Here is a 23,762-nt window from a genome sequence, read left to right as displayed (position 1 = left end):
CCGGACCCTCTCCGGCCCAACACCAAAGACAATACCATTAATTCCGGTCACGTCAATAGCTAATCCTATAGATAAATGTTAGAGTGATAGGCATGCATAATAAAGAGTATCGACCAACACTTGCCCAGCTGCGCACGTTTGTCACCGTGGCGGAAAATAAGCACTTCGGCACCGCTGCCGCGAAGCTGGAGATCTCTCAGCCTTCCCTCTCCCAGGGCCTGGTAGCGCTCGAGCAGGGGCTCGGCGTGCAACTCATCGAGCGCTCCACCCGCAAGGTCATCGTAACCTCGGCCGGCGAAACGCTATTGCCCTATGCCAAGTCCACCCTCGAGGCCGCCGATACCTTCCTCGCGCACGCCCGCGGCGCCCATGGCACGCTGTCCGGCCCGCTGACCATCGGCGTCATCCCAACCATCGCCCCGTATATCCTCCCGGACTTGCTGGCGATGATTACGGAGACCTACCCAGAACTTGAGCCGCGCTTTGTGGAGGAGCAAACCCAGCACCTCATCGCGCGCCTGCGCAACGGCAACCTCGATTTAGCCGTCCTCGCCTTGCCTTCAGAGGCCACGGGCATGGTCGACAGCCCTCTGTACACCGAGGACTTCGCCCTCGTCAGCCCACCCGATCACCCCATCGCCGGGCGTACGGACGTCCAGGTTGCGGAGTTGCGGGACTTGGATTTGCTGCTGCTTGACGATGGCCACTGTCTCCGCGACCAAATCGTCGATCTCTGCCGGCACGCCCACGTCAACCCGGCAGAGGCAACGAATTCCGTCACGCGCGCCTCATCACTGACCACTATTATGCAGTTGGTCATGGGCGGGCTCGGCTGCACCCTTATCCCCAAGTCCGCTTTGGCCACCGAATGCCACGGCAAGAACCTCGGCATAGCTTACTTTGACCCCGATGTCACCGCCGAGCGCGAAATCGGCCTCGTCTTCCGCTCCTCTGCCGCACGCAGTGAAGAGTTCCGCGAATTCGGTACCCTGATTACCGCCGCTTATGAAAATGCCCTCGCCCGCTCGCTCGAGCACTAAATCGCCACACACGTTGAAGGCCACCGAAGCAATACCTCGGTGGCCTTCAACAATAGTTAAGCGCTTACGCAGCTTGGCCGGTCGCGCGGCCCGCACACTGGCGGAACAGATAAGCCGTAGACAGTACCGTAACCGGTACGGCGACAATCAAGCCAACCAGTAATAGGATGCCGCCGGCAATCGTGATCAGCGCGTTGAGCACCGTCAGCAGCAAGAGCTGGCCGTAGTTTCCTTTACCGGCCTTAAACCCGTTCTTAATGGCCTGGCCAACCCCGTCACCGTCGGCTGCAAACCACTGCATCAGCATATAAAGCGGCTGGATGAATAGGCCGATGAGAGCCACTACAGCCATGACTCCGAAAAATCCCGCCATGGCTTCCAATGCCTCGTCCTCGGTGGCGTTGGTGCCCGCGTCTGGGCCGAGGAAAATCGAGCCACCAACGAAGATGAACATTACTACCGAGGTAATAATGCCGATGATGATCATGATCGCCAGCGGCTGCCACCACCGCACTTCCTTGCCCACATAGCTCCACCCAGTGCGCGGATCATCGATCTGGAAGAGCGCCAGCCGCATCACCAACAAGGTGACGACGGCCATGATCACGTAGGACACGATCTGCACAATGGATCCCGCACCGGAGGCATCCGCACCCTCTGCGGGAGCAACGGCTATGCTTACGCCGGAAAAAGCGATGACAATGACGCCAACGAGCAAGGCACCGAGGATCCACAATTTCCAATTCTTAGATACCGTGCGAAAGGCCCACGAAATCGAATCAATGGCCGAGGGCTTTCCGGTAAACCCGCCGGAATTTACGGTATTATCCTGTGCTTGGTAGCCCGCATATCCTTGGTTTCCGGAGCTTTCGTGGCTGCCACTCTCGTGGCTGCCGCCATAGGACGGCAGGCTTCCGTAGCTCGGCTGATCTTCTGGGTGGTCAGTCGGTTCATAGCGCGGAAAATCGTCATTTCCACCGGATTTATCGTCGTTCATCAGCGGTGCCTTCCTTCTGCATTCGGGTTGGGCGCAACGAGAAAAGTATCGTTGAGATAAGTGCTTTCACTATAGCAACTTTTTCCACTCCACGTAACCGGGGTAAGCTCATAGATTAGCCATGACACAGCATGAAACCACGACGTCGCAGGCTCCTAGCCGCGATGAACTTTTTGCAGCATTAGACAACGTCACCATCGCCGAGGCCCGCAGCTTCCGCCGCCGCCTGTCGAAGGCACGCGCCCCCAAGGCCCTGCGCGAAATCGGCCAGGATATCCAGGCTGCCGCAGATCGCCTCGCGCTTGTCGATGCCGCCGTCCCCCAACTCACCTACCCCGATTCCCTGCCAGTCAGCGCCCGCAAGGACGATATCGCCGCAGCGATTGAAGAAAACCAAGTCGTCATCATCGCTGGCGAAACCGGTTCTGGTAAGACCACGCAGATCCCCAAGATCTGCCTCGACATCGGCCGGGGCCGCCGCGGCCTTATCGGCCATACGCAGCCGCGCCGCATCGCCGCGCGGACCGTCGCCGAGCGCATCGCCTCCGAGCTCGACCAAGACATTGGGGAGTCGGTGGGCTACGCCATCCGCTTCGATGACCAGGTCTCTGATAACACCGCCGTAAAACTCATGACGGACGGCATCCTGCTAGCGGAAATGCAGCGCGATCGCTTCCTTAATAAATACGACACCATCATTATCGATGAGGCGCACGAGCGCTCGCTGAATATCGATTTCCTCTTGGGGTATCTCAAGAGGTTGCTTCCCAAGCGGCCCGATCTCAAGGTGATCATCACCTCCGCAACCATCGATCCGGAAAGTTTTGCCGAGCACTTCGCCCAACCCAATGGCACCCCCGCGCCCATCATTGAGGTCTCCGGGCGCACGTACCCGGTAGAAATCCGCTACCGTCCCCTCGAATTCGAGGCCGGTGGAAAGCTGGTGGATCAAGACCCGCTCGATGGCTTAACCGAGGCCATCGAGGAGCTCATGGCAGAAGGCGACGGCGATATCCTCTGCTTTTTCCCCGGCGAGCGCGATATCCGCGATGCCATGGAAGCCATCGAGGCCAAAAAATGGAAAAACGTCGAGGTTGCTCCCCTCTTCGGGCGCCTATCCAACCAGGAACAACACCGCGTATTTAGCAATCACCGCGGGCGGCGCATCGTTTTGGCCACCAATATCGCCGAAACCTCGCTGACCGTACCCGGGATCCGCTACGTCGTGGATACCGGCACTGCGCGCATCTCGCGCTATTCCACGCGGACCAAGGTGCAACGCCTGCCCATCGAGCCGATTTCGCAGGCCTCTGCTAACCAGCGCTCCGGTAGGTGCGGCCGCGTCGCCGATGGCATCGCCATCCGCCTCTATAGCGAGCAGGACTTTCAAAGCCGTCCGGAATTTACTGACCCGGAAATCCTGCGTACCAACCTGGCCAGCGTCATTTTGCAGATGGTCTCGCTCAAGCTCGGCGATATCGAGCAATTCCCCTTCCTCCAGCCACCCCAGTTCAAGGCCATTCGCGATGGCCTCAACCTCCTCCACGAGCTCGGGGCGCTCCAGGATAAGCACGAGAAGCCCACGCTGACCGAAACCGGCCGCAACTTGGCCCGCATCCCACTCGATCCACGCATGGCGCGCATGCTTATCGAGGCCCATACCAACGGCTGCCTCCACGATGTCATCATCATCGTTGCCGCCATGACCATCCAAGACGTGCGCGAACGCCCGCTGGACTACCAAGCGCAAGCCGATCAGGCGCACGCGCGCTTTAAGGACAAGACCTCTGACTTTTTGTCCATGCTGAAGTTGTGGGATTACATCAAGCAGACCCGCAATGAGCAATCGGGCAATAAGTTCCGCAAGCGCATGAAGCAGGAGTTCCTCCACTACATGCGCATCCGCGAGTGGTTCGACTTGGTCCGCCAGCTCAAAGACGTCTCCAAGCAGCTGGGGTGGGATTACCAAGAAGCCACCGAGCGCCGCTCCGACGATATTCACATCGCGCTGCTATCCGGACTGCTATCCAATATCGGCGCCCGCGACGGTAATTCCAAGGAGTTCCACGGCGCGCGCAATACCCGCTTCCTCGTCTTTCCAGGTTCCGCCTTATCCAAAAAGCCGCCGGAGTTCCTCATGGCGGCTGAGCTCGTCGAAACCTCTCGGCTTTGGGCCCGCGACGTCGCCGCTATCGACCCATCGTGGGTGGAAAAGCTCGGCGCCGACCTGCTCAAACACAACTATTCCGATCCCACGTGGTCCCGCAAGCGCGCGGCCGCCATCGCACACCAGAAGTCCACGCTCTACGGCGTGCCCATCGTCGCGGATCGCACCGTGCCCTATCACCGCGTGGATCCCGTCGCTGCGCGCGATATGTTCATCCGCAATGCGCTTATCGCCGGCGAGTGGAATGCGCATCATGACTTCCTCAAGGCAAACGCGCAGGCCCTTGATGAGGCCGCCGAGTACGAGGAAAAGGCCCGCCGCCGTGGCCTCATCGTGGATGAGGATACCCTCTTTGATTTCTATGACCAGCGCATTCCAGACAAGGTCACCACGGGCCGGCATTTCGATTCCTGGTGGAAGAAAAAGCGCCGCCAGAAACCCGATCTGCTGAATTTCGACCCAGCCACGCTTGTCGATGACTCCCACGACGTCACCGAAGTCTCCTTCCCCGATCACTGGCGCAAGGGCTCCATCGATTACGAGCTGACCTATAAATTCGAGCCCGGCGATCCCCTCGATGGCGTCACCGTCATGGTTCCCGTTCCCATGCTTGCCGGCCTCGATACCGAAGGCTTCGATTGGCTCGTCCCCGGCCTGCGGCTCGAGCTCGTCAACGAGCTTATTCGTTCCCTTCCCAAGGCCCTGCGGCGCACCGTCGTGCCCGCCCCAGAATTTGCCGAACGCGCCATGGAACGCCTCATCCCCTTCGAAGGACCGCTTACCCAGCAGCTTGCCGATGTCCTGCGCGAGCTCGGCGGCCACGGCATCAACGCCTCCGACTTCCAACCGGACAAGCTGCCGGAACATTTGCGGATGAATTACGCGGCCATCGACAAGCGTGGCACCATCATCGATTCCGATAGGGACCTTGCCGCCCTGCGCGAGCGCCAGGCCGGCCACATTAAATCGTCCGTCTCGCGGGTAAGCCGCACCGCCGAATCCACCGCGGTCAGCGAGTGGACCGACGATACCCTCGGCACCGTTGACGAGACCGTCACCACCACCGTCGATGGCCACGAGGTCACCGCCTACCCAGCATTGGTGGCTACCAAGGAAGGCGTCGAGCTTAAGGCTCATCCCACCAAGGCGGCTGCCGATGCCGCCATGGTCACCACCACCCTCACGCTTTTGATGCGCGAGATTTCCGTCTCGACCGCGCAAATGGTCAAGGGGCTTCCCTTGCAGCAACGCGTTGCCGTGGATTCTTATCCGCATAGCGGCGCAGACGGGCTGGTGAATGACGCCCGCGTAGCGGCAATCCGCGACCTCATGCTCGAAGCCGGCGGCCCCGTGCGCTCGCCAGAGGCGTTTTCCGAGCTCAAGGATACCGTGAAACCGCAGGTCCCCGGCCGCGTGCGACAATCAATCGTCTCGATCGCGCCTGGCTTGGCTGAGTACTCCAACCTCCGCGCCGAGCTTTCCCAGTGGGACGGTCCCGCCATCAACGATATGGAAAACCAACTTAATTTCCTTCTTCCGCCGAATGCCATCACCGTGCACGGAGCCGCGCACCTGCGCCACCTTCCCCGCTACATCCAGGCAATGCGCATCCGCTTGGAGGACATGTCGCTCGATCCGGATCGCGATGCGGACCGCCAAGCAGAGGTCGATAATGCCAAGGCCTACCTAGCAAACCGCCTCCGAAACCTTCCCGCGGGCCGCGAAAAGACCCGCGAGGTCAAGGACATCCACTGGATGATTGAGGAATTGCGGGTCTCGCTTTTTGCCCAGCGCCTCGGCACGGCCCACGCAGTATCCCTGCGGAGGATTCAAAAAGCGGTGGATAAGCTGCGCTAGTCTCCCCAACGTCACGGTCCCACCGCCGACCGAGGACCCCGGCTCCCCGCTACGGACGCCCGGTCCGCTGGCTAGCCGTCCGGCCTGCTGGCCGCTCGGTCTGCTGGCTGGCCACCCGGCCGGCCGTACCTAAGCTAAAAATCTGCTTACTCGGCCGCCGGCGGCGTGAACATTGGGCAGGCTCTAGCGGAATCATGCGCACAAAATGCCATTTAAGACTGCTTCGATCCTGCGCAGGAACGGCCGTATCACGGCTGAGAAATCGTCCTACACTGCGCAGTTTAAAGGTCCCCGCGATCGCGGCGCCGCATCAAACGAATCTCCGATTCAAAGTCATCCGCGCTCTCGAATGATTTATACACCGAGGCAAAGCGCAGATATGCAACCTCGTCTAGGTCACGCAGCGGCTCGAGAATCGCTAGCCCGATTTCGTTGGCATTCACCTGCGAGGAACCATGCCCCCGCACCGTTTCCTCAACCTCTTGGGCCAACTTTTTTAAGGCATCATCGCTAACGTCACGACCCTGGCACGCGCGCCTAACGCCCCGAATGAGTTTATCCCGGCTAAATGGCTCAGCAAGGCCATTTCTCTTAACAACCAGCAGTACGGCCTTTTCCACAGTGGTGAAGCGCCCCTTGCAGGAAGCACACTCCCGCCGGCGCCGTATCGATGCGCCAGCATCAACCACGCGCGAGTCAATAACGCGGGATTGTTCGTTATGGCAAAACGGGCAGTACACACTAGTCCTTTCGCTAATTTAGCTTCTCGGTTTAGTTTACCTCCCAAGGCCAAGCCAAAAACCTGACATCATTGCGAAAGACCTCTCCTGCTCGCGTGCCGGTCTCCGTGAAGCAAGCAGGCCCTATCTGCCGCTGGTAAACAAGCTGCTGCCTAACAAGGCTCCAAGCCTTAAACCCCGAAGTGCCTGCTTTAGTGGCCTGCTTTAGTACACGCAGCGCTACTGACCGATCGCTGCTTCTACTTGCTGTACCGAAGCGCCAGGATCAGTCGGCGTTTCAGCATTCGTACCCATCAGCCCGCCGGCAATCGTGCCGAAAAATACGGCAGCGCCAAATACTGCACCAAGGAGGTAATTCTTGCGCGAACTTTGCGCATCGTCTTCTTTCATCGGCCTGTTCGCGAAATCAGGTAAGAAACTTTCATCAGTCCACGTATTCGAATAACCTTCACGATTCGTTCGATATACGGAATTTAAGGTCCTGATTTCCCTCTTTTCGGAAGGAGAATGCTGCACGCCCCAGCTTTGATCATCAATATCCCAAATGGCGGCTGAAGGGACGATCTGTGGACGTGCCGCGCGTTGTTTAACCATGTTATTGCGAGAGTTAAGTAGTTGAGACATTGCTTTCCTTTCGACGACCGCCGTAAGTCTAAAGCGGCCCCTTGACACAGCAAGAGCTCAATGTCGCTCCTGTGTTCGAGACTGTTTCTATGTTCGATTTATAGCACCCCTTCGAAAACCTGTCCAGTTTTTCGCGTAAATCTCGAACGCTTGTACTTTTCGTGCTACAAATGAGTTATGGCACGCAGGTGTCACCCAGTCCCTTTTCAAGCTACGAACGCAGAAACCTCAGACCCCCTAGCTAGGAGCCGCACATGGGCCGCAAGAAAGCAAGCACCGCAAAGAACGATTACGCCTCCCTTTCCGAAAGGCAACGCCGCATCCTTAACGTCATCAGCGATGCAGTGATGCTCCGCGGTTACCCGCCCAGCATCCGCGAAATTGGTGACGCCGCCGGCCTGCAATCCACCTCATCCGTGGCCTATCAGCTCAAGCAGCTTGAGGAAAAGGGCTTCTTGCGCCGCGATCCCAATAAGCCCCGCGCGGTCGACGTACGCCACCTCAACACTGACGACGCCGAAAAGAAGCCGGGCCGCAAGTCTAAGGAGATCCCCGATACCTCTGCCCGCGGCCCTGAAGAGTCTGCCGCCGTAGCTTATATTCCCGTCGTTGGCCGCATCGCCGCCGGTGCACCAATCACCGCAGAGGAAAATATCGACACGTATTTCCCCATGCCAGACGAGGTCGTCGGCGGGGGCGAGCTCTATATGCTGCAGGTCGTGGGCGATTCCATGCAGGATGCCGGCATCCTCAACGGCGACTGGGTCATCATTCGGTCGCAATCGGTGGCTGAGGAAGGCGAGTTTGTCGCCGCGCTTCTCGATGGCTCCGAGGCCACCGTCAAGGAATTCCACCGCGATTCCTCTGGCGTATGGCTCCTTCCGCACAACGATGCCTACCCGCCCATCAACGGCGATGATGCGGAAATTATGGGCAAGGTAGTATCCGTCTTCCGCAAACTCTAAGCCCCGGCAAGCTACGTTAACCAAGCCGCACGCGAGTTTTCGCCTGCGGCTGTTGTCGCCGCCTGCACTCTGCGCCCGCTTTCTTGAAACCCGCTCTTTGCACTTAGTACGCTGCCCTGTTTCCCCTGCTTGGGGAGCAGGGCCTACGAGTTTTAACACATTCCATGCCTTTCTGCCTCGCAATCGCGCCCCAAAAGCCAACTTAAGCGCGCGGGACTTATTGAAAAAGCACCCCCGAAATAACGGATCTGTAAGTTAAGCGCTACTAGGGTTGGCTTTCAACTAGGGCAAATATAGCTGACTGACCTGCGGCTTTCATCCCAAACCAGACAACGGCGCACACCCTAATTTTTGTTTTCGTCCGATTACCGCCGAATTTTGACACAATGGAGGGAGAAATCCCACATCAGTTAGCTTTCACCGAACGCCTGCATTCGCAGATGGAGTAACCGCCCGGACGAAGGCAAGGAGCAAGGAGGGTCTGTGTACGCAGAGGAGCGACGCCGCCAGATCGCGTCCCAAACTGCCGTCGAGGGTCGCGTGAACGTCACCGAATTATCGGAGCGTTTCGACGTGACTGCTGAAACCATTCGCCGCGACCTAGCCGTGCTAGATCGTGAGGGCGTTGTCCACCGCGTTCACGGTGGCGCCGTGGCTTCGCAGGCGTTCCAGACCGCGGAGCTCACCCTCGATACCCGCCAGCGTTCCGCATCTGGGGCCAAGGCTGCCATCGCGCACGCCGCGCTCGATTTCCTTCCCCCTGGCGGCGGCAGCATCTTCTTGGACGCCGGCACCACGATTAATACCTTTGCCGAGCTCATCAGCCAGCAATACCCGCAGGCGCAGTTCAATATCGTCTCCAATAGCCTGCCCATCGCGCTGTCGCTAGCCAATAGCGGCGTTCCCGATGTCCAGCTCCTCGGCGGCACCGTACGCGCTATCACCCAAGCCGTCGTCGGCGATACCGCCTTGCGCACCATGGCGCTCATGCGTGCCGATGTCGCCTTCATCGGCACTAATGCCCTGACCCTCGACCACGGCTTGTCGACGGCCGATTCCCAAGAAGCAGCCATCAAATCTGCCTTCGTCACGAATGCCCACAAGGTCGTGGTCATGTTTGATTCCAGCAAATTGGGCAACGACTATCTGGTGAGCTTCGCTTCCATTGCCGATATCGATGTCGTCATCACCGATTCCGGCGCACCGGAATCCTTCGTTGACGCCCTGCGCGAGCGAGAGATCGATGTCGTGCTCGCCAGCGAATAGCTCCAACACGCGCACGACTTCGCCCTCCCTACTCCGGTGCCATTTCTCACCGAGGTAGGGAGGGCGAAACCTTTGGCCGTTAGTTGAACTTTTCTATCTGCTCCATCGCTGCGGCGCGGGCGGCGGAGGGGCCTTCGGAGTTGAGGGCGGCATCGGCAAGCTGTTGGCACTGGTCAAAGGTCAGCTCGGCCAATTGGGCGCCAACGCCGGCGACTGCGGTCGACGCAGCCGACAAGGAATTGACGCCAAGGCCGGTCAATACGCAGGCCAATAGCGGATCGGCTGCAGCCTCGCCGCACACGCCAACCGGTACGTTGTATTCGTGCCCTGCAATGCAGGTGTGCTGGATAAGCCTCAGCACGGCCGGCTGCCACGGGTCGGTGAGGTACGCAAGCTGAGGCGACAGGCGGTCAGCGGCCATCGTGTACTGGGTGAGGTCATTGGTGCCGATGGATACGAAGTCCAGATGCGGCATGATCTTATCCGCCATCAGCGCTGCTGCGGGCACCTCAATCATCGCGCCCGCGGTCAGTCCGCGCTCCCGGCACAGCTCCGCAAACCACTGGGCTTCCTTCGACGTCGCCACCATCGGTGCCATGACCCAGGTTTCGGCATCGTCGCCGCGGGACTCCGCGGCCTGGGCGATGGCGTCCAACTGGCGCGTCAACAGGGACTCGTTATCGCGGGCAATGCGCAGACCGCGCACACCCAACGCCGGGTTCTCTTCCGAGGACAACGTGGCATAAGAAATCGGCTTATCGGAACCAGCGTCCAAGGTGCGCACCACGACCTTGGAATTGGGGTAGGCGTTAAAGACCTTCTTGTAGATTTTTGCCTGCTCGTCAACGGAAGGCTCCTCGCTCGCGGACAGGAACGACAGCTCCGTGCGGTAGAGGCCAATGCCCTCTGCCTGCGAGTCGGAGGCGATGCGGGCGGCGTTGCCATCAGCCACGTTGGCCAAAAGCTGCACGCGGCGGCCATCCTTGGTTTGCGTCGGCCCAGTCCATTCGGCCACGCGGGCGGCGCGCTCGCGGTATTCCTCGACCGCCTTAGTGGATTCTTCCTCGTCCGCGCCCAGCGTCACGGTTCCTAGGGCACCGTCGACGAAGACGAGCGTGCCGCTTTCAATCTCCCGCAGCTTATTTCCCACGGCGACGATGCACGGAATATCGAGCTGGCGTGCGATGATCGCGGTGTGGCTGGTGGGCCCGCCCAGTTCGGTGACGAGCGCGCGAATATGCGCGGTATCCAGGGTGGCGGTATCGGCGGGCGCGAGGTCATCGGCAAAAAGCACCGCTTGGCCCTCCACCATGGGCAAACCGGGCTCCTGCTCGCCGCGCAGCTGGGCGATGACGCGGTCGCGCACGTCCTTCAGGTCGGTGGTGCGCTCGGCCATGACGCCGCCGGCCGCCTCAAACATGGTGACGAACTTATCCGTGGCTCCCACCGTGGCGAACTCGGCATTCTTGCCCGAGCGAATGTTCTTGCGCACGGCCTTGTGCCACCCGCGGTCCTTGACCATGCCGGCGGTCGCCGTCAGTACTTCCGAGGCTTGACCCTCGGCGGCTGCGGCGCGGTTTTCCAAGCGGCTGGCGACGACATCGACTGCCTCGAGGAAGCGATCGTATTCGGCTTCGCTGCTGGCCTCTTGGTCAATACTTCCTTCAGTAGGCAGCTCCGGGCGGGGGCGCACCCATACGGCTTCTGCATAGGCAACTCCAGCGACAACGCCGGTTCCTTTAACAGTGGACTGAAGCGTATTTTCCATGGCGATACTTCCTTCGAAGATAGCGGCTTATTTATTTCCAGATCATCACAAATCCAACAGAAATGCAATGTATGCCACACGGTTTCTATTGACTTTCCAACACAATCGGGCAAGAATAAACATTAACGGCGGGCTTAACCGCGAGTTCTAACCGGACCGACTGCGTGTGGCCCCCAATATACGCACTCTGCGAAAGGGATAAGCTCTCGATGATCCTCACGCTCACCCCAAACCCAAGTATTGACGCCACCCTGGCGCTCAATCAGCCACTAACCTCAGGCGATGTCCACCGCGCCGCCAGTGTTACCCAGGTTGCCGGCGGCAAAGGCGTCAACGTCGCCCACGCCGTGCACCTCGCCGGGAAAGAAACCCTCGCCCTCTTCCCCGCCCGCGCGGCCGATCCATTCATCAACCTCATCCAGGAGGTCCACCTCCCCTATGCCCACGTGGACATGGATGGCGGCGTGCGCGTCAATACCACCATCACCGAGCCAGATGGCACGACCACCAAGGTCAACGGCCCTGGCCCGCTGCTTTCCGATGCCACCCAAAACCACCTCATTTCCATCCTTACCCACCATGCCCAATCCGCTGATTGGGTAGCCCTTGCCGGATCGCTGCCCAAGGGCGTTGACGCCGGCTGGTATACCGACCTCATCAAGGAGATCCGCAATGCCGCCCCGCAGGCGCGCATCGCCGTGGATACCTCTGATGCCCCGATGAGGGCCATCGCCATGCAGCTCGCTACCACCGCCCCGGATCTCATCAAACCCAACGGCTTCGAATTAGGGCAGCTAACCGGCCAGGATGGCCTCGCCCTCGAGCGCGCCGCTGCGGCCGGGGACTACAGCCCGGTCGTGGAGGCTGCAAGGGATGTCGTGGGTCGCGGCATCAAGGAAGTGCTCGTCACCCTCGGCGGCGCCGGTGCCGTACTGGTAAACGCAGAAGGCGCATGGGCTGCCACCCCGCCTCCCGTCACGGTGAAATCGACCGTTGGCGCAGGTGATGCTGCATTGGCCGGATACCTCCTGGGGCGCACGCAGGGGCAAGGACCGGCATTCTCCCTCGCGCTCTCGGTGACTTATGGCACCGCCGCGGCCGCCAAACCCGGCACCCAATTCCCCCGTCCCGAAGAACTCGATACCGCCCATACCTCCATCTCCGCTCTATAACTAAGGGAGCCTTCCATCATGGCATCCGATCTCATCACCACAGAACTGGTCGCGCTTGACGCCGACTTTGGCGATAGCGTCGACTCCGTTATCACCAACCTCGCCACCTTGGTGCACGATACCGGGCGCGCAACCGAGGTCACAGGCCTCGCCCAGCCCGCCATAGACCGCGAGGCCAAGGCCGGCACCGGCGTGCCAGGCGGCGTGGCCATCCCCCACTGCCGTTCCGAGGCCGTCACCGAGCCGACCCTGGCTTTCGCCCGCCTTACCCGCGGCGTGGATTTTTCCGGCCCCGACGGCGATGCCCAGTTGGTCTTCCTCATCGCGGCACCCGCCGGCGGTGGCAAGGCCCACCTGCAGATTCTTTCTAAGCTCGCCCGCGCCCTCGTGCGCAAGGACTTTTTAGAGGCCCTGCGCACCGCGTCGACGAAGGAGGAAATCGTCAAGGAAATCTTAGCCGTCGTCAACGCGGAAAAGCCGAAGAAGAAAAAGCAGGACGCCGCGGAGGCTGCAGCTGGGGCTGCGGAAGGGGCATCGGCAAGCGCGGGTGCTTCGGCGCAAGCTACCCGCATCGTTGCCATCACGGCCTGCCCAACCGGAATCGCACACACCTACATGGCTGCCGATGCCCTCACCCAAACCGCCGGCGAGCGCGACGACGTCGATCTCACCGTCGAAACCCAGGGCTCGTCCAATAATGAATCGGTCTCGCAGTCCACCATCGACGCTGCCGACGCGGTCATCTTCGCCACAGACGTTGGCGTGCGCGACCGCGAGCGCTTCGCGGGCAAGCCCGTCATCGAAGCCGGCGTCAAGCGGGCCATCAACGAGCCCGGCAAGATGCTCGACGAGGCCATCGCGGCGGCGAAGAACCCAAATGCCCGAAAGGTCTCTGGCACCGCCTCTTCCTCCTCCGCAGAAGAAGAAGGAAAATCGCTGGGTTGGGGCAAGCGCATCCAGCAGGCGATTATGACCGGCGTGTCCTACATGGTGCCGTTCGTCGCCGCCGGCGGCCTTCTCTTGGCCCTCGGATTCCTCTTCGGCGGCGCCGATATGGCCAATGGCTGGCAGGCGCTTTCCACGGATTATTCCCTGTCCAACCTGCCGGGCAATGAGATTACCGTCGACGGCGAGACCATGTCGTTCGAGAACTCCGGGTTCGGGCTCTATATAGGCGCGGTTCTCTTTGCCATTGGCCAGGCCGCGATGGGCTTTATTGTCGCCGCACTTTCTGGCTATATCGCCTACGCCTTGGCCGGGCGCCCTGGTATTGCGCCGGGCTTTGTCGGCGGTGCTATCGCCGTGACCCTCGACGCGGGCTTTATCGGTGGCCTGGTCACCGGTTTGTTGGCCGGCTTTATCGCCCTGTGGATTGGCAATTGGAAAGTCCCGCGCTGGCTCGGTTCCCTCATGCCGGTGGTCATCATTCCGCTGCTGACTTCCCTCGTCGTTGGCCTGTCGATGTACCTTTTGCTGGGCGCCCCACTGGCCGCGCTGATGGAGGGCCTGCAAGATTGGCTGTCTTCCATGTCTGGGTCTTCTGCCGTAGTGCTCGGCATCATCTTGGGCCTGATGATGTGCGTCGACCTGGGTGGCCCGGTCAACAAGGCCGCATACCTCTTTGCCACCGCAGGGTTGTCCACCGGCGATGCAGCCTCCATGCAAATCATGGCCGCTGTCATGGCTGCCGGCATGGTGCCGCCCATCGCTCTGTCCTTGGCAACCTTCATCCGCAAGTCGCTATTTACCCCTGCCGAGCAGGAAAACGGTAAGTCCGCCTGGTTGCTCGGCCTATCCTTCGTCTCCGAAGGCGCCATCCCCTTCGCCGCGGCCGATCCGTTCCGCGTCATCCCTTCCATGATGGCTGGTGGCGCCGTGACGGGTGCTATTTCCATGGCGCTGTCGGTCGAGTCGCGCGCCCCGCACGGTGGTATCTTCGTTGCCTTCGCTATCGACCCATTCTGGGCCTACCTGGTAGCCATCCTTGCCGGCGTGACGGTATCCACCGTCGCGGTCTTGGCCATGAAGCAATTCTGGCCCAATAAGACCGTCCAGCAAGCTGCGCAAAAGGCTGCTCCAGAGACCAAAACCGGTTCCCAGAACGTGGCGGCATAAACCAAACGCTCGTACACTGGATCACGATAAATTAACTACAGAAAGGATAATTTCCATGGCTTCCAAGACTGTAAAGGTGGGCTCCTCTGTAGGACTGCACGCACGTCCTGCCTCCATCATCGCTGACGCCGCCGGCGAATACGACGAGGACATCTTCCTGAACCTCGTCGGTGAAGATGACGATAACGAAACCGACGCGGCTTCTTCCCTGATGATCATGGCCCTCGGTGCCGAGCAGGGCGACGAGGTCACCGTTACCTCTGACAACGAAGAAGCCGTTGAGAAGATCGCCGGCCTCATCGAGCAGGATCTCGACGCTTCCTAAGCGCTGCTGCTCATAACTAGCGTTTAAACACGACTCGTACGCTCCTCGCCTTGACGGCGGGGAGCTTTTGCGATCCATCGGCGGGTTTCCCAGTGCCCATTGCGCCGGCTATTCAGCTCGCTCGCGCGGCGCATAAGCACGGTCGCTAGGATTTTGACCCTGAACCTGTAAATCCGTGCGGGGTGCGGATCTTTTTGTGCTAATCCTCTTGTCCCGGATTCTTAGGATGGCGGCCTGTCGTTTTCGTTCGGGCTGCCGGGGTTCGTGGCCCACGGCGGAAGCCAGCGGACCTTTCCTTGTATTCGGGCCAATCTCCCGCGCCGCGGCGGGGCCTGCGGGTCATCATCGTTGACGCCGTTATGGTACGGGCAACAAGTAGCGAGGTTAGCGGCATTGGTATTGCCACCGTGCTGCCAGCTTTCTAGGTGGTGGATCTGGCACTCATCGGCAGGATAATTGCATTTTTCCCAGGGGCATACGGGATTGAAGGCGGCCGCCATCAAGCGCTGCTTCGCGTTGGCAAACCGGGACGTGCGGTACAAGTTGACCGGCCCTTCAACGGGATGCACAAGCGTGATGTACCCGTGATCGCTTAAGACGCGGCTCGCGAGGTCGGCACCGCTGATGCGCGAGCCATTGGTAAGCTGCAGGGTTATTTCCTCGCCATCGCCATCGACGATGCGGTCGAGCTCGTCCAAGGTGATGACCACCTGCGTGGTGACGGTGGTGCGCGCTCCGGACTTCCCGCCGAAGAAGATGGATTTGACCGATTCCAATGGGCGCTCGGTATCAAGGGCAGAGTGCATATCGGCGACGTCGGCGGACTCCCCGGTGATGGTCAACGACCACGGGCCGCGCGGCCGGCGGGTGATCCGCACCCCTTTCTTCGGAGTGCGGGGCGGCTGTAGCTCCCGCAAAAGGTCGCGCGCCCGCTTACGCAAGGCAGTGGCGCTTCCGCGGAACTCACATAACTCGGAGCGTATGTCCCAAGCATCGCGCTGGGTGCGAGCGCGCAGCGCGAACTTTTCGATGAGGCTGAGCACGTCGAGCGGGTGCGTCGTCGAGCGCGCCGTGCGTTGCTTGGCGCTAAAGGCACAGCGGCCAAAATAGACATCGCAAAGATGCACCACCTCGCGCGCGGCGATGTCGCTGGCGCCGCGCTGCACCACATCACGCTCGCTTAAGCCCCGGGCGGCGGCGATGATATCCATCCCTTGGCCCAGCGCGGTTAAATAACGGTCGAGTGCGTTCATGCCGCCTAGTACAACGCACAATCCGGCGCGGCCGCGACCGCACGCACGAAGGCCTGTGGATTAGGCCGCGAACCGTACCGCCACGGCGCTATTTCGCGGCGGGGTCAACAAAGTTATCCACAGAATTTAGTATTTAGCGTCGTGGCCTTCGCCCACGGTTTCGTACAGCCGCCGCATGATGGGATACGCAATGATGATGCCGACAGAGCCCCAGGCGATGCCCTCCAAGCTCACCCCACCCACGGTCAGGGTCAGGTTGCCGATGCCCGCGATCAAGGCCACCGCGGCCGCCGTCAGGTTCACCGGGTTATTGAAGTTGACCTCATTATCCATCCAGATCCGCACGCCCAGCATGCCGATAAGCCCATAGAGCACGAGGGTGGCCCCGCCAAGCACGCCGGTGGGGATGGTGAAAATCAGCGCACCGAACTTCGGGACGAACGCCAGCAAAATAGCGGTCAGGGCCGCAACCCAATACGCGGCCGTGGAATAGACGCGCGTGGCGGCCATAACGCCGATATTCTCTGCAAACGTTGCAACCCGATTCCACTACCAGTGGTTTCACAGTTCCGCAGGTCAGAACCGTCCGAGCATTCAGGTTATTCCGGCCATTCCGGGGGTTCCGGCGTGGCTTGCGGGATTTTTGCGGGATCCTGGAGGTGTCCCCCGCTACCCGCGTTGTGTTCTGCCTTGCGAGCTGGGCGGCTTAGGATACTTTCGTACCCCCTGTGACACGAGATACTGGGAGTTGAATTATGGCTGAGCAGCATAAACCGCCAACCTGGAAAGCCGTCCTGGCCTGGGCCTCCACCATCCTCGGGGTGCTGGTGGTGCTCGGAGGTCTCCTCAGCATCGAGAAGGGCGGTGTTGGAGCCTTCATCGGTGCGGTCATCATGGGGGTCGCGATCATCTTGCCTGGCGGCTGGTGGATGTACTGTGAGAAGCACGACAGGGACGCTCTGCGGAAGCCGCGAAGGGGGTTGAGAATTACACGTTCTTGTCCGAAACGGATCGTACCTGCTTGGTAAGCCGCCCGCCGCTGAGAAGGTCAACCGGCGGTGGCCTGTCATTGCCATCGGGTCCATCGTGGGGCTGGTTGTGGGGTCTGCGATTGTCCCGGCGACAGAGAGCGACGTACCCGAGAAGGAGCCTGTGGTGGAGACTCCTACGGCGATGCAGACCTGCGTTGTGGAGGTGACCTCAGAGGGGGCTGTGACCGCAGAGGTCACCCTGACCGAGGTGGTCACCCAGGAGGAGGAGCCAGAGCAGGTTGAGGAGCCGGTGGAAACCGCTGTCGAGGAGAGCAACGACACCGCTGCGGGGGACGTGGAGGAGGCTAACGCTCCGGCCCCTGTGGCGGATCCTGCTCCCGCCTATGAAGCTCCTGTCGCCCCCGCCCGTGAAGCATCCACCTACTACAAGAACTGCGCAGCCGTGCGTGCTGCCGGTGCTGCTCCGCTCTACACAGACAGCTCCGGTAACAGCCGCGATCTCGACAAAGACGGCGACGGCGTGGCCTGCGAGTAGCCCCACCTAGAAAGGAACCCATCATGCAGTGCACCACTATCCGGCCCATGGGCGTCTTGATCCCCGCTGCCCTGCTCCTGTCCGCGTGCAGCAGCGCTAATGAGGCCAAGGAGGACATCACCACGACTGCGGAAGCCGCTCCTTCCACCGAGGTGGCTGCGTCCTCGGACCCCACACTGGACACCATCAATGAAGGAGAGCCTTTCACCATCACCTGCGATGGTGATCGGACCTGCGACATTGACGTCACTATCAGCAACGTGGCTCTACATGACCAGTGTCCCCGAGTCGCCAGCTACGTAGACGCCCCACCGAGGAGCAGACCTATCTCACCTTTGACGCGGAGATCGCCGTCAATGAGTACTCCTGGTCGGATAACTTCTCCTTCACCACCGGCGACGCGAAAGTGCTCACGAAGGACGGATATTCGGAGCCGCTGGGCATCGCATTCGATTGCGAATCTTTGTCCCCCACAGGGGATAGCCTCACCCGCGTGGGTGAAAACAGCGCACGCAGAACGTCTACGCGGTACCTGCGAACGCGGAAAAGCTCATCATCTCACCCCGAGAGGTGCGACGAAGGCTTGGGTACTGGATCTTCCAGGGGCTCCGGCCCCTGCTCAAGGTGATGACAACACCTCAGAGCTACCCGCGCAACCCGCCCAGCTGGTCGATGACGCCACGGCACCGCCTGCCCCGCCTGTACAGGACACCGGGCAGACCACCTCCCACTGCCTCACCGACCACACCCTTTACCAGCGTGGCACCACGGTATTCACCGACGGCACCACCGGATGGACGAAACAGTGCGCAGCGGAGTTCGACGCCGCCCTGTAGCCCCCTGCAAAACTCCTTACCTGCCCCTGACCTCATGCAAGCCAGGGGCGCTTTCGTACGTATCTGACGTGAGGGGAATCTCTTCTTCTTGGTTGTGAAACCTGCGGCACTACACTACCATGATTGATATCCCAGTCCCACTAGTTAAGGAGGGGACATGAGAATCAAAAAACTACTTGCGGTCAGCCTTAGCGCAGCGGTATTCGGCCCACTCACTACGATCCCCGCGCAGGCTGTTGACATGCCAGATCCTGCGGTTTGGGGCGCTTGCCCACAAGACGGAGCAAAAGACATTGGCAAGGTGATCCGCACATGGCACGGTGGCCCCTACGGGCCGCCAGAAAACCAGCTTGGCGCTGGCGACATCACCCTGAAATGCGGAACTGAGAACGTCGGATTCCGCCACATTGTCAACCGCCACGGCCCGCAGTGGCAAACACTCGCCGACATCGAGGGACGTAACTGGCGCGACATCGCAGACATGGCGCTCACCAAGAACATCACTAATCCCGATCAAACTGCCCCGCAAGATGGTGGCAAATGGTGTGTCAGCTCAGAGATCTATCTCGTCAACAAGGACTCTGGAGAAGTCGTCAAGACAAAGCGAACAAAGACGATCCTGACCGACAAGCATGAAGTGCTCACCACTTTTCCGACGGATGACGGGTGCAACTGATGTCACCCCAGGCCAACTCCATCAAGGAGCAACTCGTGGCATACTTTGCTAACCACAAGCGGCTCCATCTTATGGAAGATGACGATGGGTTAAGGGTCAATATAGTCCGAGGTCACGCCAAGAACGTAGTCAGTTCCATTCCGATAGCACTAACCGATTCAGAGTGGATAGGCTACTTTGAGAGATGCGCTAGGGATGACAACCATCCAATCTCTCTCATGGCTGTACATCTTGACGAAGCCGTATCCATAGCAGTTGAAGCGAAAATGAGTCCAGCAAAAATAGTGCTAGACGGAACCTTCGCTCCCATACCAAAAGGATAAACCCAGCACAGTGGGACACGGGAACATCACCCGTGGCCCTCCTTGCTATGCTTGGATCCCAATGAGAAAACCCCCGATGGCCTGCGCACCACCGGGGAAACAACGGGCCTGTCCCCCACCACGAGGATCAAACACCTCCAAGGAGTATAGCACGGCTATCCAACGCCGCGTCACCAAACCCCGCAAGAAGGCCGACAGCACCTACACCAAAGGCCGCACCCGCTGGGTAGCCCGCTACCGGAACAACATCGACCGGGAGCACTCCAAGACCTTCGACACCGAGAAGCAGGCCAAAGCCTGGCTCCAGGAGCAAGTGCGCGCGCTTCACCGCGAGGAGTGGATCGACCCCAGCCCGCAAGCGCACCGTCCAGCAGATCATGGAAGCCTGGGCCGCCCGGGCCGTGCGCAAGACCACCCGAGACCTCTACCGGATCACCATCAACAACCTTGGCCCCTGGCCTCTACAGGGTGTACCAGCGTGATGTACCCGTGATCGCTTAAGACGCGGCTCGCGAGGTCGGCACCGCTGATGCGCGAGCCATTGGTAAGCTGCAGGGTTATTTCCTCGCCATCGCCATCGACGATGCGGTCGAGCTCGTCCAAGGTGATGACCACCTGCGTGGTGACGGTGGTGCGCGCTCCGGACTTCCCGCCGAAGAAGATGGATTTGACCGATTCCAATGGGCGCTCGGTATCAAGGGCAGAGTGCATATCGGCGACGTCGGCGGACTCCCCGGTGATGGTCAACGACCACGGGCCGCGCGGCCGGCGGGTGATCCGCACCCCTTTCTTCGGAGTGCGGGGCGGCTGTAGCTCCCGCAAAAGGTCGCGCGCCCGCTTACGCAAGGCAGTGGCGCTTCCGCGGAACTCACATAACTCGGAGCGTATGTCCCAAGCATCGCGCTGGGTGCGAGCGCGCAGCGCGAACTTTTCGATGAGGCTGAGCACGTCGAGCGGGTGCGTCGTCGAGCGCGCCGTGCGTTGCTTGGCGCTAAAGGCACAGCGGCCAAAATAGACATCGCAAAGATGCACCACCTCGCGCGCGGCGATGTCGCTGGCGCCGCGCTGCACCACATCACGCTCGCTTAAGCCCCGGGCGGCGGCGATGATATCCATCCCTTGGCCCAGCGCGGTTAAATAACGGTCGAGTGCGTTCATGCCGCCTAGTACAACGCACAATCCGGCGCGGCCGCGACCGCACGCACGAAGGCCTGTGGATTAGGCCGCGAACCGTACCGCCACGGCGCTATTTCGCGGCGGGGTCAACAAAGTTATCCACAGAATTTAGTATTTAGCGTCGTGGCCTTCGCCCACGGTTTCGTACAGCCGCCGCATGATGGGATACGCAATGATGATGCCGACAGAGCCCCAGGCGATGCCCTCCAAGCTCACCCCACCCACGGTCAGGGTCAGGTTGCCGATGCCCGCGATCAAGGCCACCGCGGCCGCCGTCAGGTTCACCGGGTTATTGAAGTTGACCTCATTATCCATCCAGATCCGCACGCCCAGCATGCCGATAAGCCCATAGAGCACGAGGGTGGCCCCGCCAAGCACGCCGGTGGGGATGGTGAAAATCAGCGCACCGAACTTCGGGACGAACGCCAGCAAAATAGCGGTCAGGGCCGCAACCCAATACGCGGCCGTGGAATAGACGCGCGTGGCGGCCATAACGCCGATATTCTCGGCATAGGTCGTGGTACCGGAGCCGCCGAAACCACCGGCGAGGGAGGAAGCGAGGCCATCGGCAATCAGGGCATCGCCGGCAAGGTCGTCCAAGTCGCGGTTGGTCATCTCAGAAACGGCCTTGACGTGGCCGACGTTTTCCGCAATCAGCACCACGAGCACCGGCAAGGCCACGGCGATGGCGGAAAGATGGAACTCTGGGGCGTGAAATTCGGGCAGGCCTACCCACGGCGCGGCATCGATGGCAGCCCTGGCATCCTCGCCTAAATTACCGGTCAGGGCGGCGAAAACCCAGCCGACGACCACGCCGATGAGGATGGACAGGCGCGAAACCATGCCGCGCCCGGCAACCGTGGCTAGGAGAATAACCAGCAGCGTGATGCCTGCGACCAAGGGCTGCGAGGCGAAGTTCTCGGCCGCATTCGGCGCCAAATTAAGCCCGATGAGCGCGACGATGGCGCCGGTAACCGCCGGCGGCATCACAGCATCGAGCACCCGCTTGCCGGCAGCCTTGACCACAAAACCGACCGCCACCAGCACCAAACCGGTCACCAGAATGGATCCGGCCTGCGCCGCAATCCCGTATTGCTGCGAGGCGGTCAGCGGGGCGATGAAGGCAAACGACGAACCCAGGTAGGACGGCAGGCGATTGCGCGTAATCAGCAGGAAGAGGATGGTGCCGATGCCGGAAAACAGCAGCGTGGTATTGACCGGAAATCCGGTCAGGGTGGGCACCAGCAGCGTGGCACCAAACATCGCCACCACGTGCTGCATGCCGATGCCAATGGTTCGGCCCCAACTTAGTCGTTCCTCGGGCGCGACCACGGCGCCTGGTGCAATTTTCTTACCGTCGCCGTGGACGGTCCAACCTAGTATGCTCACGAACCACCATTATGGCCCATGGAGCACGAGTTTTAGGAATCTTCCTCCACGATGAATTCGGCGAGCTCGCGGGCGGTGGTGGCGGGCAGGCGGACATCGACAAGCGTGCCGTCCTCGGTGTATTCCTCGCTGCGCACGGTGCCCTCGGCGTGCACGCGCGAGACGACATCGCCGCGGGTGAAGGGAACCTGCAGCTTAACGTGGCTATCGCGGGAGTTGAGGAAGAGCTCCACGCGCGCGCTCAGCTCGTCGATGCCCTCCCCCGTGCGCGCCGAAACATAGACGACGTCCTCATGATCCAGGACGTGGCGCAGCTCCGCGAGCACGAGCGGGTCGGCCTGGTCAATCTTGTTGATCACGATGATTTCCGGCGGGGCCTGCTCACCAGTCTCGCTGACGATATCGTAGATGACCTTATTGACCGCCTCGATTTGCTTGAGCGGGAACGGGTCCGATCCGTCCACGACGTGCAGCATAATATCGGCGGCGAGTACTTCTTCCAGGGTGGATTTGAAAGCCTCCACCAGCTGGGTAGGCAGGTGGCGAACGAAGCCGACGGTATCGGTGAAGACGACCTGGCGGCCATCGGCAAGCGAGGCCCGCCGCGTGGTGGGATCCAGGGTGGCAAATAGGGCGTCTTCCACAAGCACGCCCGCGTTCGTCATGGCATTAATGAGCGAGGATTTGCCGGCGTTGGTGTAGCCGGCGATGGCGATCTGGGCGATCGTGGAGGACTGGCGCCGGGAACGCTTGACCTCGCGGGCGGTCTTCATCCCGCGCAGTTCCTTGCGCAGGCGCGCCATTTCGGTGCGAATGCGCCGGCGGTCGGTCTCGATCTTGGTTTCACCGGGCCCGCGCAGGCCGACGCCACCATTGGAACCGGCGCGGCCGCCGGCCTGGCGCGAGAGATTGCCGCCCCAACCGCGGGTGTGGGTATAGAGGTATTCCAGCTGCGCCAGCGAGACCTGCGCCTTGCCCTCCTTGGACTTTGCGTGTTGGGCAAAGATGTCCAAGATGAGCATGGTGCGGTCGATGACCTTGGTATTGAGCGCGCGCTCTAATGCCGTGAGCTGGCCGGGGTTCAGCTCACCATCGCACACGACGGTATCGGCGCCGGTGGCCTCGACGATATCGTGGAGCTCTTTGACCTTGCCCGAGCCGATGAAGGTGCCTGGGTCCGGTTTATCGCGCTTTTGGTAGATCATTTCGACCACGTCCGCGCCGGCGGTTTCGGTCAGGGCGGCCAGCTCATCCATCGTGGCCTCGACCTCCGCTACGGTGCCTTCGGTCCACACGCCCACGAGGATGACGCGCTCGAGGCGCAGTTTTCGGTATTCCACCTCGTAGCCATCGGTGGTGTCCTCGGCGCGGATGGAGGTCTCGCGGGTAACGCGGCGGAAGGCATTGCGCTCGGCCAAATCTAGATCGCCGCTGGTGGGCGTGGTTTCCTGCGGGGTGTCCGCGTGGTCGCGGAAGGCCTGGGCGAGAAGTTCGTCCTTGCTCGCCGAGCTATCAGAATTCTGCGGGGAAAATTTGTTCATATTGC

Annotated in this window: 19 protein-coding genes and 1 pseudogene; 11 read left to right on the top strand and 9 right to left on the bottom strand. The window is 60.8% G+C overall.

What is annotated here, in order from left to right:
* Positions 1-92: 92 nt before the first annotated feature.
* Positions 93-1,040, top strand: coding sequence for a hydrogen peroxide-inducible genes activator (locus QP970_RS00850; protein WP_239269838.1), 948 nt, complete (start codon positions 93-95; stop codon positions 1,038-1,040).
* 64 nt (positions 1,041-1,104) lie between these two features.
* Here the strand turns inward: QP970_RS00850 and QP970_RS00845 are convergent, their stop codons facing one another.
* Positions 1,105-2,037: a hypothetical protein gene (locus tag QP970_RS00845; protein WP_239269839.1), complete on the bottom strand. Its 933-nt coding sequence runs from the start codon at positions 2,035-2,037 to the stop codon at positions 1,105-1,107.
* Positions 2,038-2,158: 121 nt separating this feature from the next.
* Between QP970_RS00845 and hrpA the strand changes: the two genes are divergently transcribed.
* Complete coding sequence (gene hrpA / locus QP970_RS00840; protein WP_284771457.1) at positions 2,159-6,061, top strand: ATP-dependent RNA helicase HrpA; 3,903 nt, start codon at positions 2,159-2,161, stop codon at positions 6,059-6,061.
* Positions 6,062-6,342: 281 nt separating this feature from the next.
* On the opposite strand, the gene nrdR is transcribed toward hrpA, so the two are convergent.
* Both nrdR and QP970_RS00830 read right to left on the bottom strand, forming a co-directional pair.
* Positions 6,343-6,801: a transcriptional regulator NrdR gene (gene nrdR, locus QP970_RS00835; protein ID WP_023017363.1), complete on the bottom strand. Its 459-nt coding sequence runs from the start codon at positions 6,799-6,801 to the stop codon at positions 6,343-6,345.
* Between the two features lie 219 nt (positions 6,802-7,020).
* Positions 7,021-7,425: a hypothetical protein gene (locus tag QP970_RS00830; RefSeq protein ID WP_239269841.1), complete on the bottom strand. Its 405-nt coding sequence runs from the start codon at positions 7,423-7,425 to the stop codon at positions 7,021-7,023.
* A gap of 254 nt (positions 7,426-7,679) precedes the next feature.
* Here QP970_RS00830 and lexA point away from each other — a divergent pair, with 254 nt between their 5' ends.
* Entirely contained in the window at positions 7,680-8,390 is a 711-nt protein-coding gene (gene lexA, locus QP970_RS00825; protein ID WP_239269842.1) for a transcriptional repressor LexA, read from the top strand.
* A 483-nt stretch (positions 8,391-8,873) separates the two neighbouring features.
* Positions 8,874-9,656: a transcriptional regulator SugR gene (gene sugR, locus QP970_RS00820; protein ID WP_239269843.1), complete on the top strand. Its 783-nt coding sequence runs from the start codon at positions 8,874-8,876 to the stop codon at positions 9,654-9,656.
* Positions 9,657-9,735: 79 nt separating this feature from the next.
* On the opposite strand, the gene ptsP is transcribed toward sugR, so the two are convergent.
* Complete coding sequence (gene ptsP / locus QP970_RS00815) at positions 9,736-11,424, bottom strand: phosphoenolpyruvate--protein phosphotransferase (protein WP_239269844.1); 1,689 nt, start codon at positions 11,422-11,424, stop codon at positions 9,736-9,738.
* Between the two features lie 209 nt (positions 11,425-11,633).
* Between ptsP and QP970_RS00810 the strand changes: the two genes are divergently transcribed.
* Genes QP970_RS00810 through QP970_RS00800 form a run of 3 tightly spaced genes read left to right on the top strand, consistent with a single transcriptional unit; the run spans position 11,634 to position 15,036 of the window.
* Entirely contained in the window at positions 11,634-12,596 is a 963-nt protein-coding gene (locus tag QP970_RS00810) for a 1-phosphofructokinase family hexose kinase (RefSeq protein WP_239269845.1), read from the top strand.
* A gap of 18 nt (positions 12,597-12,614) precedes the next feature.
* The gene (locus tag QP970_RS00805; protein ID WP_284771456.1) at positions 12,615-14,711 is read left to right on the top strand and encodes a PTS fructose transporter subunit IIABC; all 2,097 of its coding nucleotides are present in this window, start codon (positions 12,615-12,617) and stop codon (positions 14,709-14,711) included.
* Between the two features lie 55 nt (positions 14,712-14,766).
* Positions 14,767-15,036, top strand: a complete 270-nt coding sequence (locus QP970_RS00800; protein ID WP_239269539.1) for an HPr family phosphocarrier protein — start codon at positions 14,767-14,769, stop codon at positions 15,034-15,036.
* Positions 15,037-15,257: 221 nt separating this feature from the next.
* Here QP970_RS00800 and QP970_RS00795 read toward each other — a convergent pair whose 3' ends face one another.
* The gene (locus QP970_RS00795) at positions 15,258-16,289 is read right to left on the bottom strand and encodes an HNH endonuclease signature motif containing protein (RefSeq protein WP_284869388.1); all 1,032 of its coding nucleotides are present in this window, start codon (positions 16,287-16,289) and stop codon (positions 15,258-15,260) included.
* A 126-nt stretch (positions 16,290-16,415) separates the two neighbouring features.
* Positions 16,416-16,823, bottom strand: a pseudogene (locus QP970_RS00790) (solute carrier family 23 protein); the annotation flags it as partial.
* Positions 16,824-17,044: 221 nt separating this feature from the next.
* Here QP970_RS00790 and QP970_RS00785 point away from each other — a divergent pair.
* The 4 genes from QP970_RS00785 (at position 17,045) to QP970_RS00770 (ending at position 19,651) form a co-directional block, all read left to right on the top strand.
* Entirely contained in the window at positions 17,045-17,317 is a 273-nt protein-coding gene (locus QP970_RS00785) for a hypothetical protein (protein ID WP_239269537.1), read from the top strand.
* Positions 17,318-17,441: 124 nt separating this feature from the next.
* The gene (locus QP970_RS00780) at positions 17,442-17,816 is read left to right on the top strand and encodes an excalibur calcium-binding domain-containing protein (protein ID WP_239269536.1); all 375 of its coding nucleotides are present in this window, start codon (positions 17,442-17,444) and stop codon (positions 17,814-17,816) included.
* A 993-nt stretch (positions 17,817-18,809) separates the two neighbouring features.
* Positions 18,810-19,328: a hypothetical protein gene (locus tag QP970_RS00775; protein ID WP_239269535.1), complete on the top strand. Its 519-nt coding sequence runs from the start codon at positions 18,810-18,812 to the stop codon at positions 19,326-19,328.
* Positions 19,329-19,363: 35 nt separating this feature from the next.
* Positions 19,364-19,651: a hypothetical protein gene (locus QP970_RS00770; protein WP_239269534.1), complete on the top strand. Its 288-nt coding sequence runs from the start codon at positions 19,364-19,366 to the stop codon at positions 19,649-19,651.
* A 438-nt stretch (positions 19,652-20,089) separates the two neighbouring features.
* Here QP970_RS00770 and QP970_RS00765 read toward each other — a convergent pair whose 3' ends face one another.
* From QP970_RS00765 to hflX, 3 genes are all read right to left on the bottom strand, one after another.
* Complete coding sequence (locus QP970_RS00765) at positions 20,090-20,809, bottom strand: HNH endonuclease (protein WP_284869387.1); 720 nt, start codon at positions 20,807-20,809, stop codon at positions 20,090-20,092.
* Positions 20,810-20,935: 126 nt separating this feature from the next.
* On the bottom strand, positions 20,936-22,216 hold the full coding sequence (locus QP970_RS00760) for a uracil-xanthine permease family protein (protein ID WP_239269532.1): 1,281 nt from the start codon (positions 22,214-22,216) through the stop codon (positions 20,936-20,938).
* 32 nt (positions 22,217-22,248) lie between these two features.
* Positions 22,249-23,757 (bottom strand): GTPase HflX, encoded by a 1,509-nt coding sequence (gene hflX, locus QP970_RS00755; protein ID WP_023030607.1) that lies wholly within the window; start codon positions 23,755-23,757, stop codon positions 22,249-22,251.
* Positions 23,758-23,762 lie beyond the last annotated feature (5 nt).

Source organism: Corynebacterium sp. MSK073 (assembly GCF_030232085.1).
Taxonomy (GTDB): Bacteria; Actinomycetota; Actinomycetes; order Mycobacteriales; family Mycobacteriaceae; genus Corynebacterium.
The sequence above is the reverse complement of the archived record's forward strand: the minus strand, read 5'-3'. Positions and strand labels throughout refer to the sequence as shown.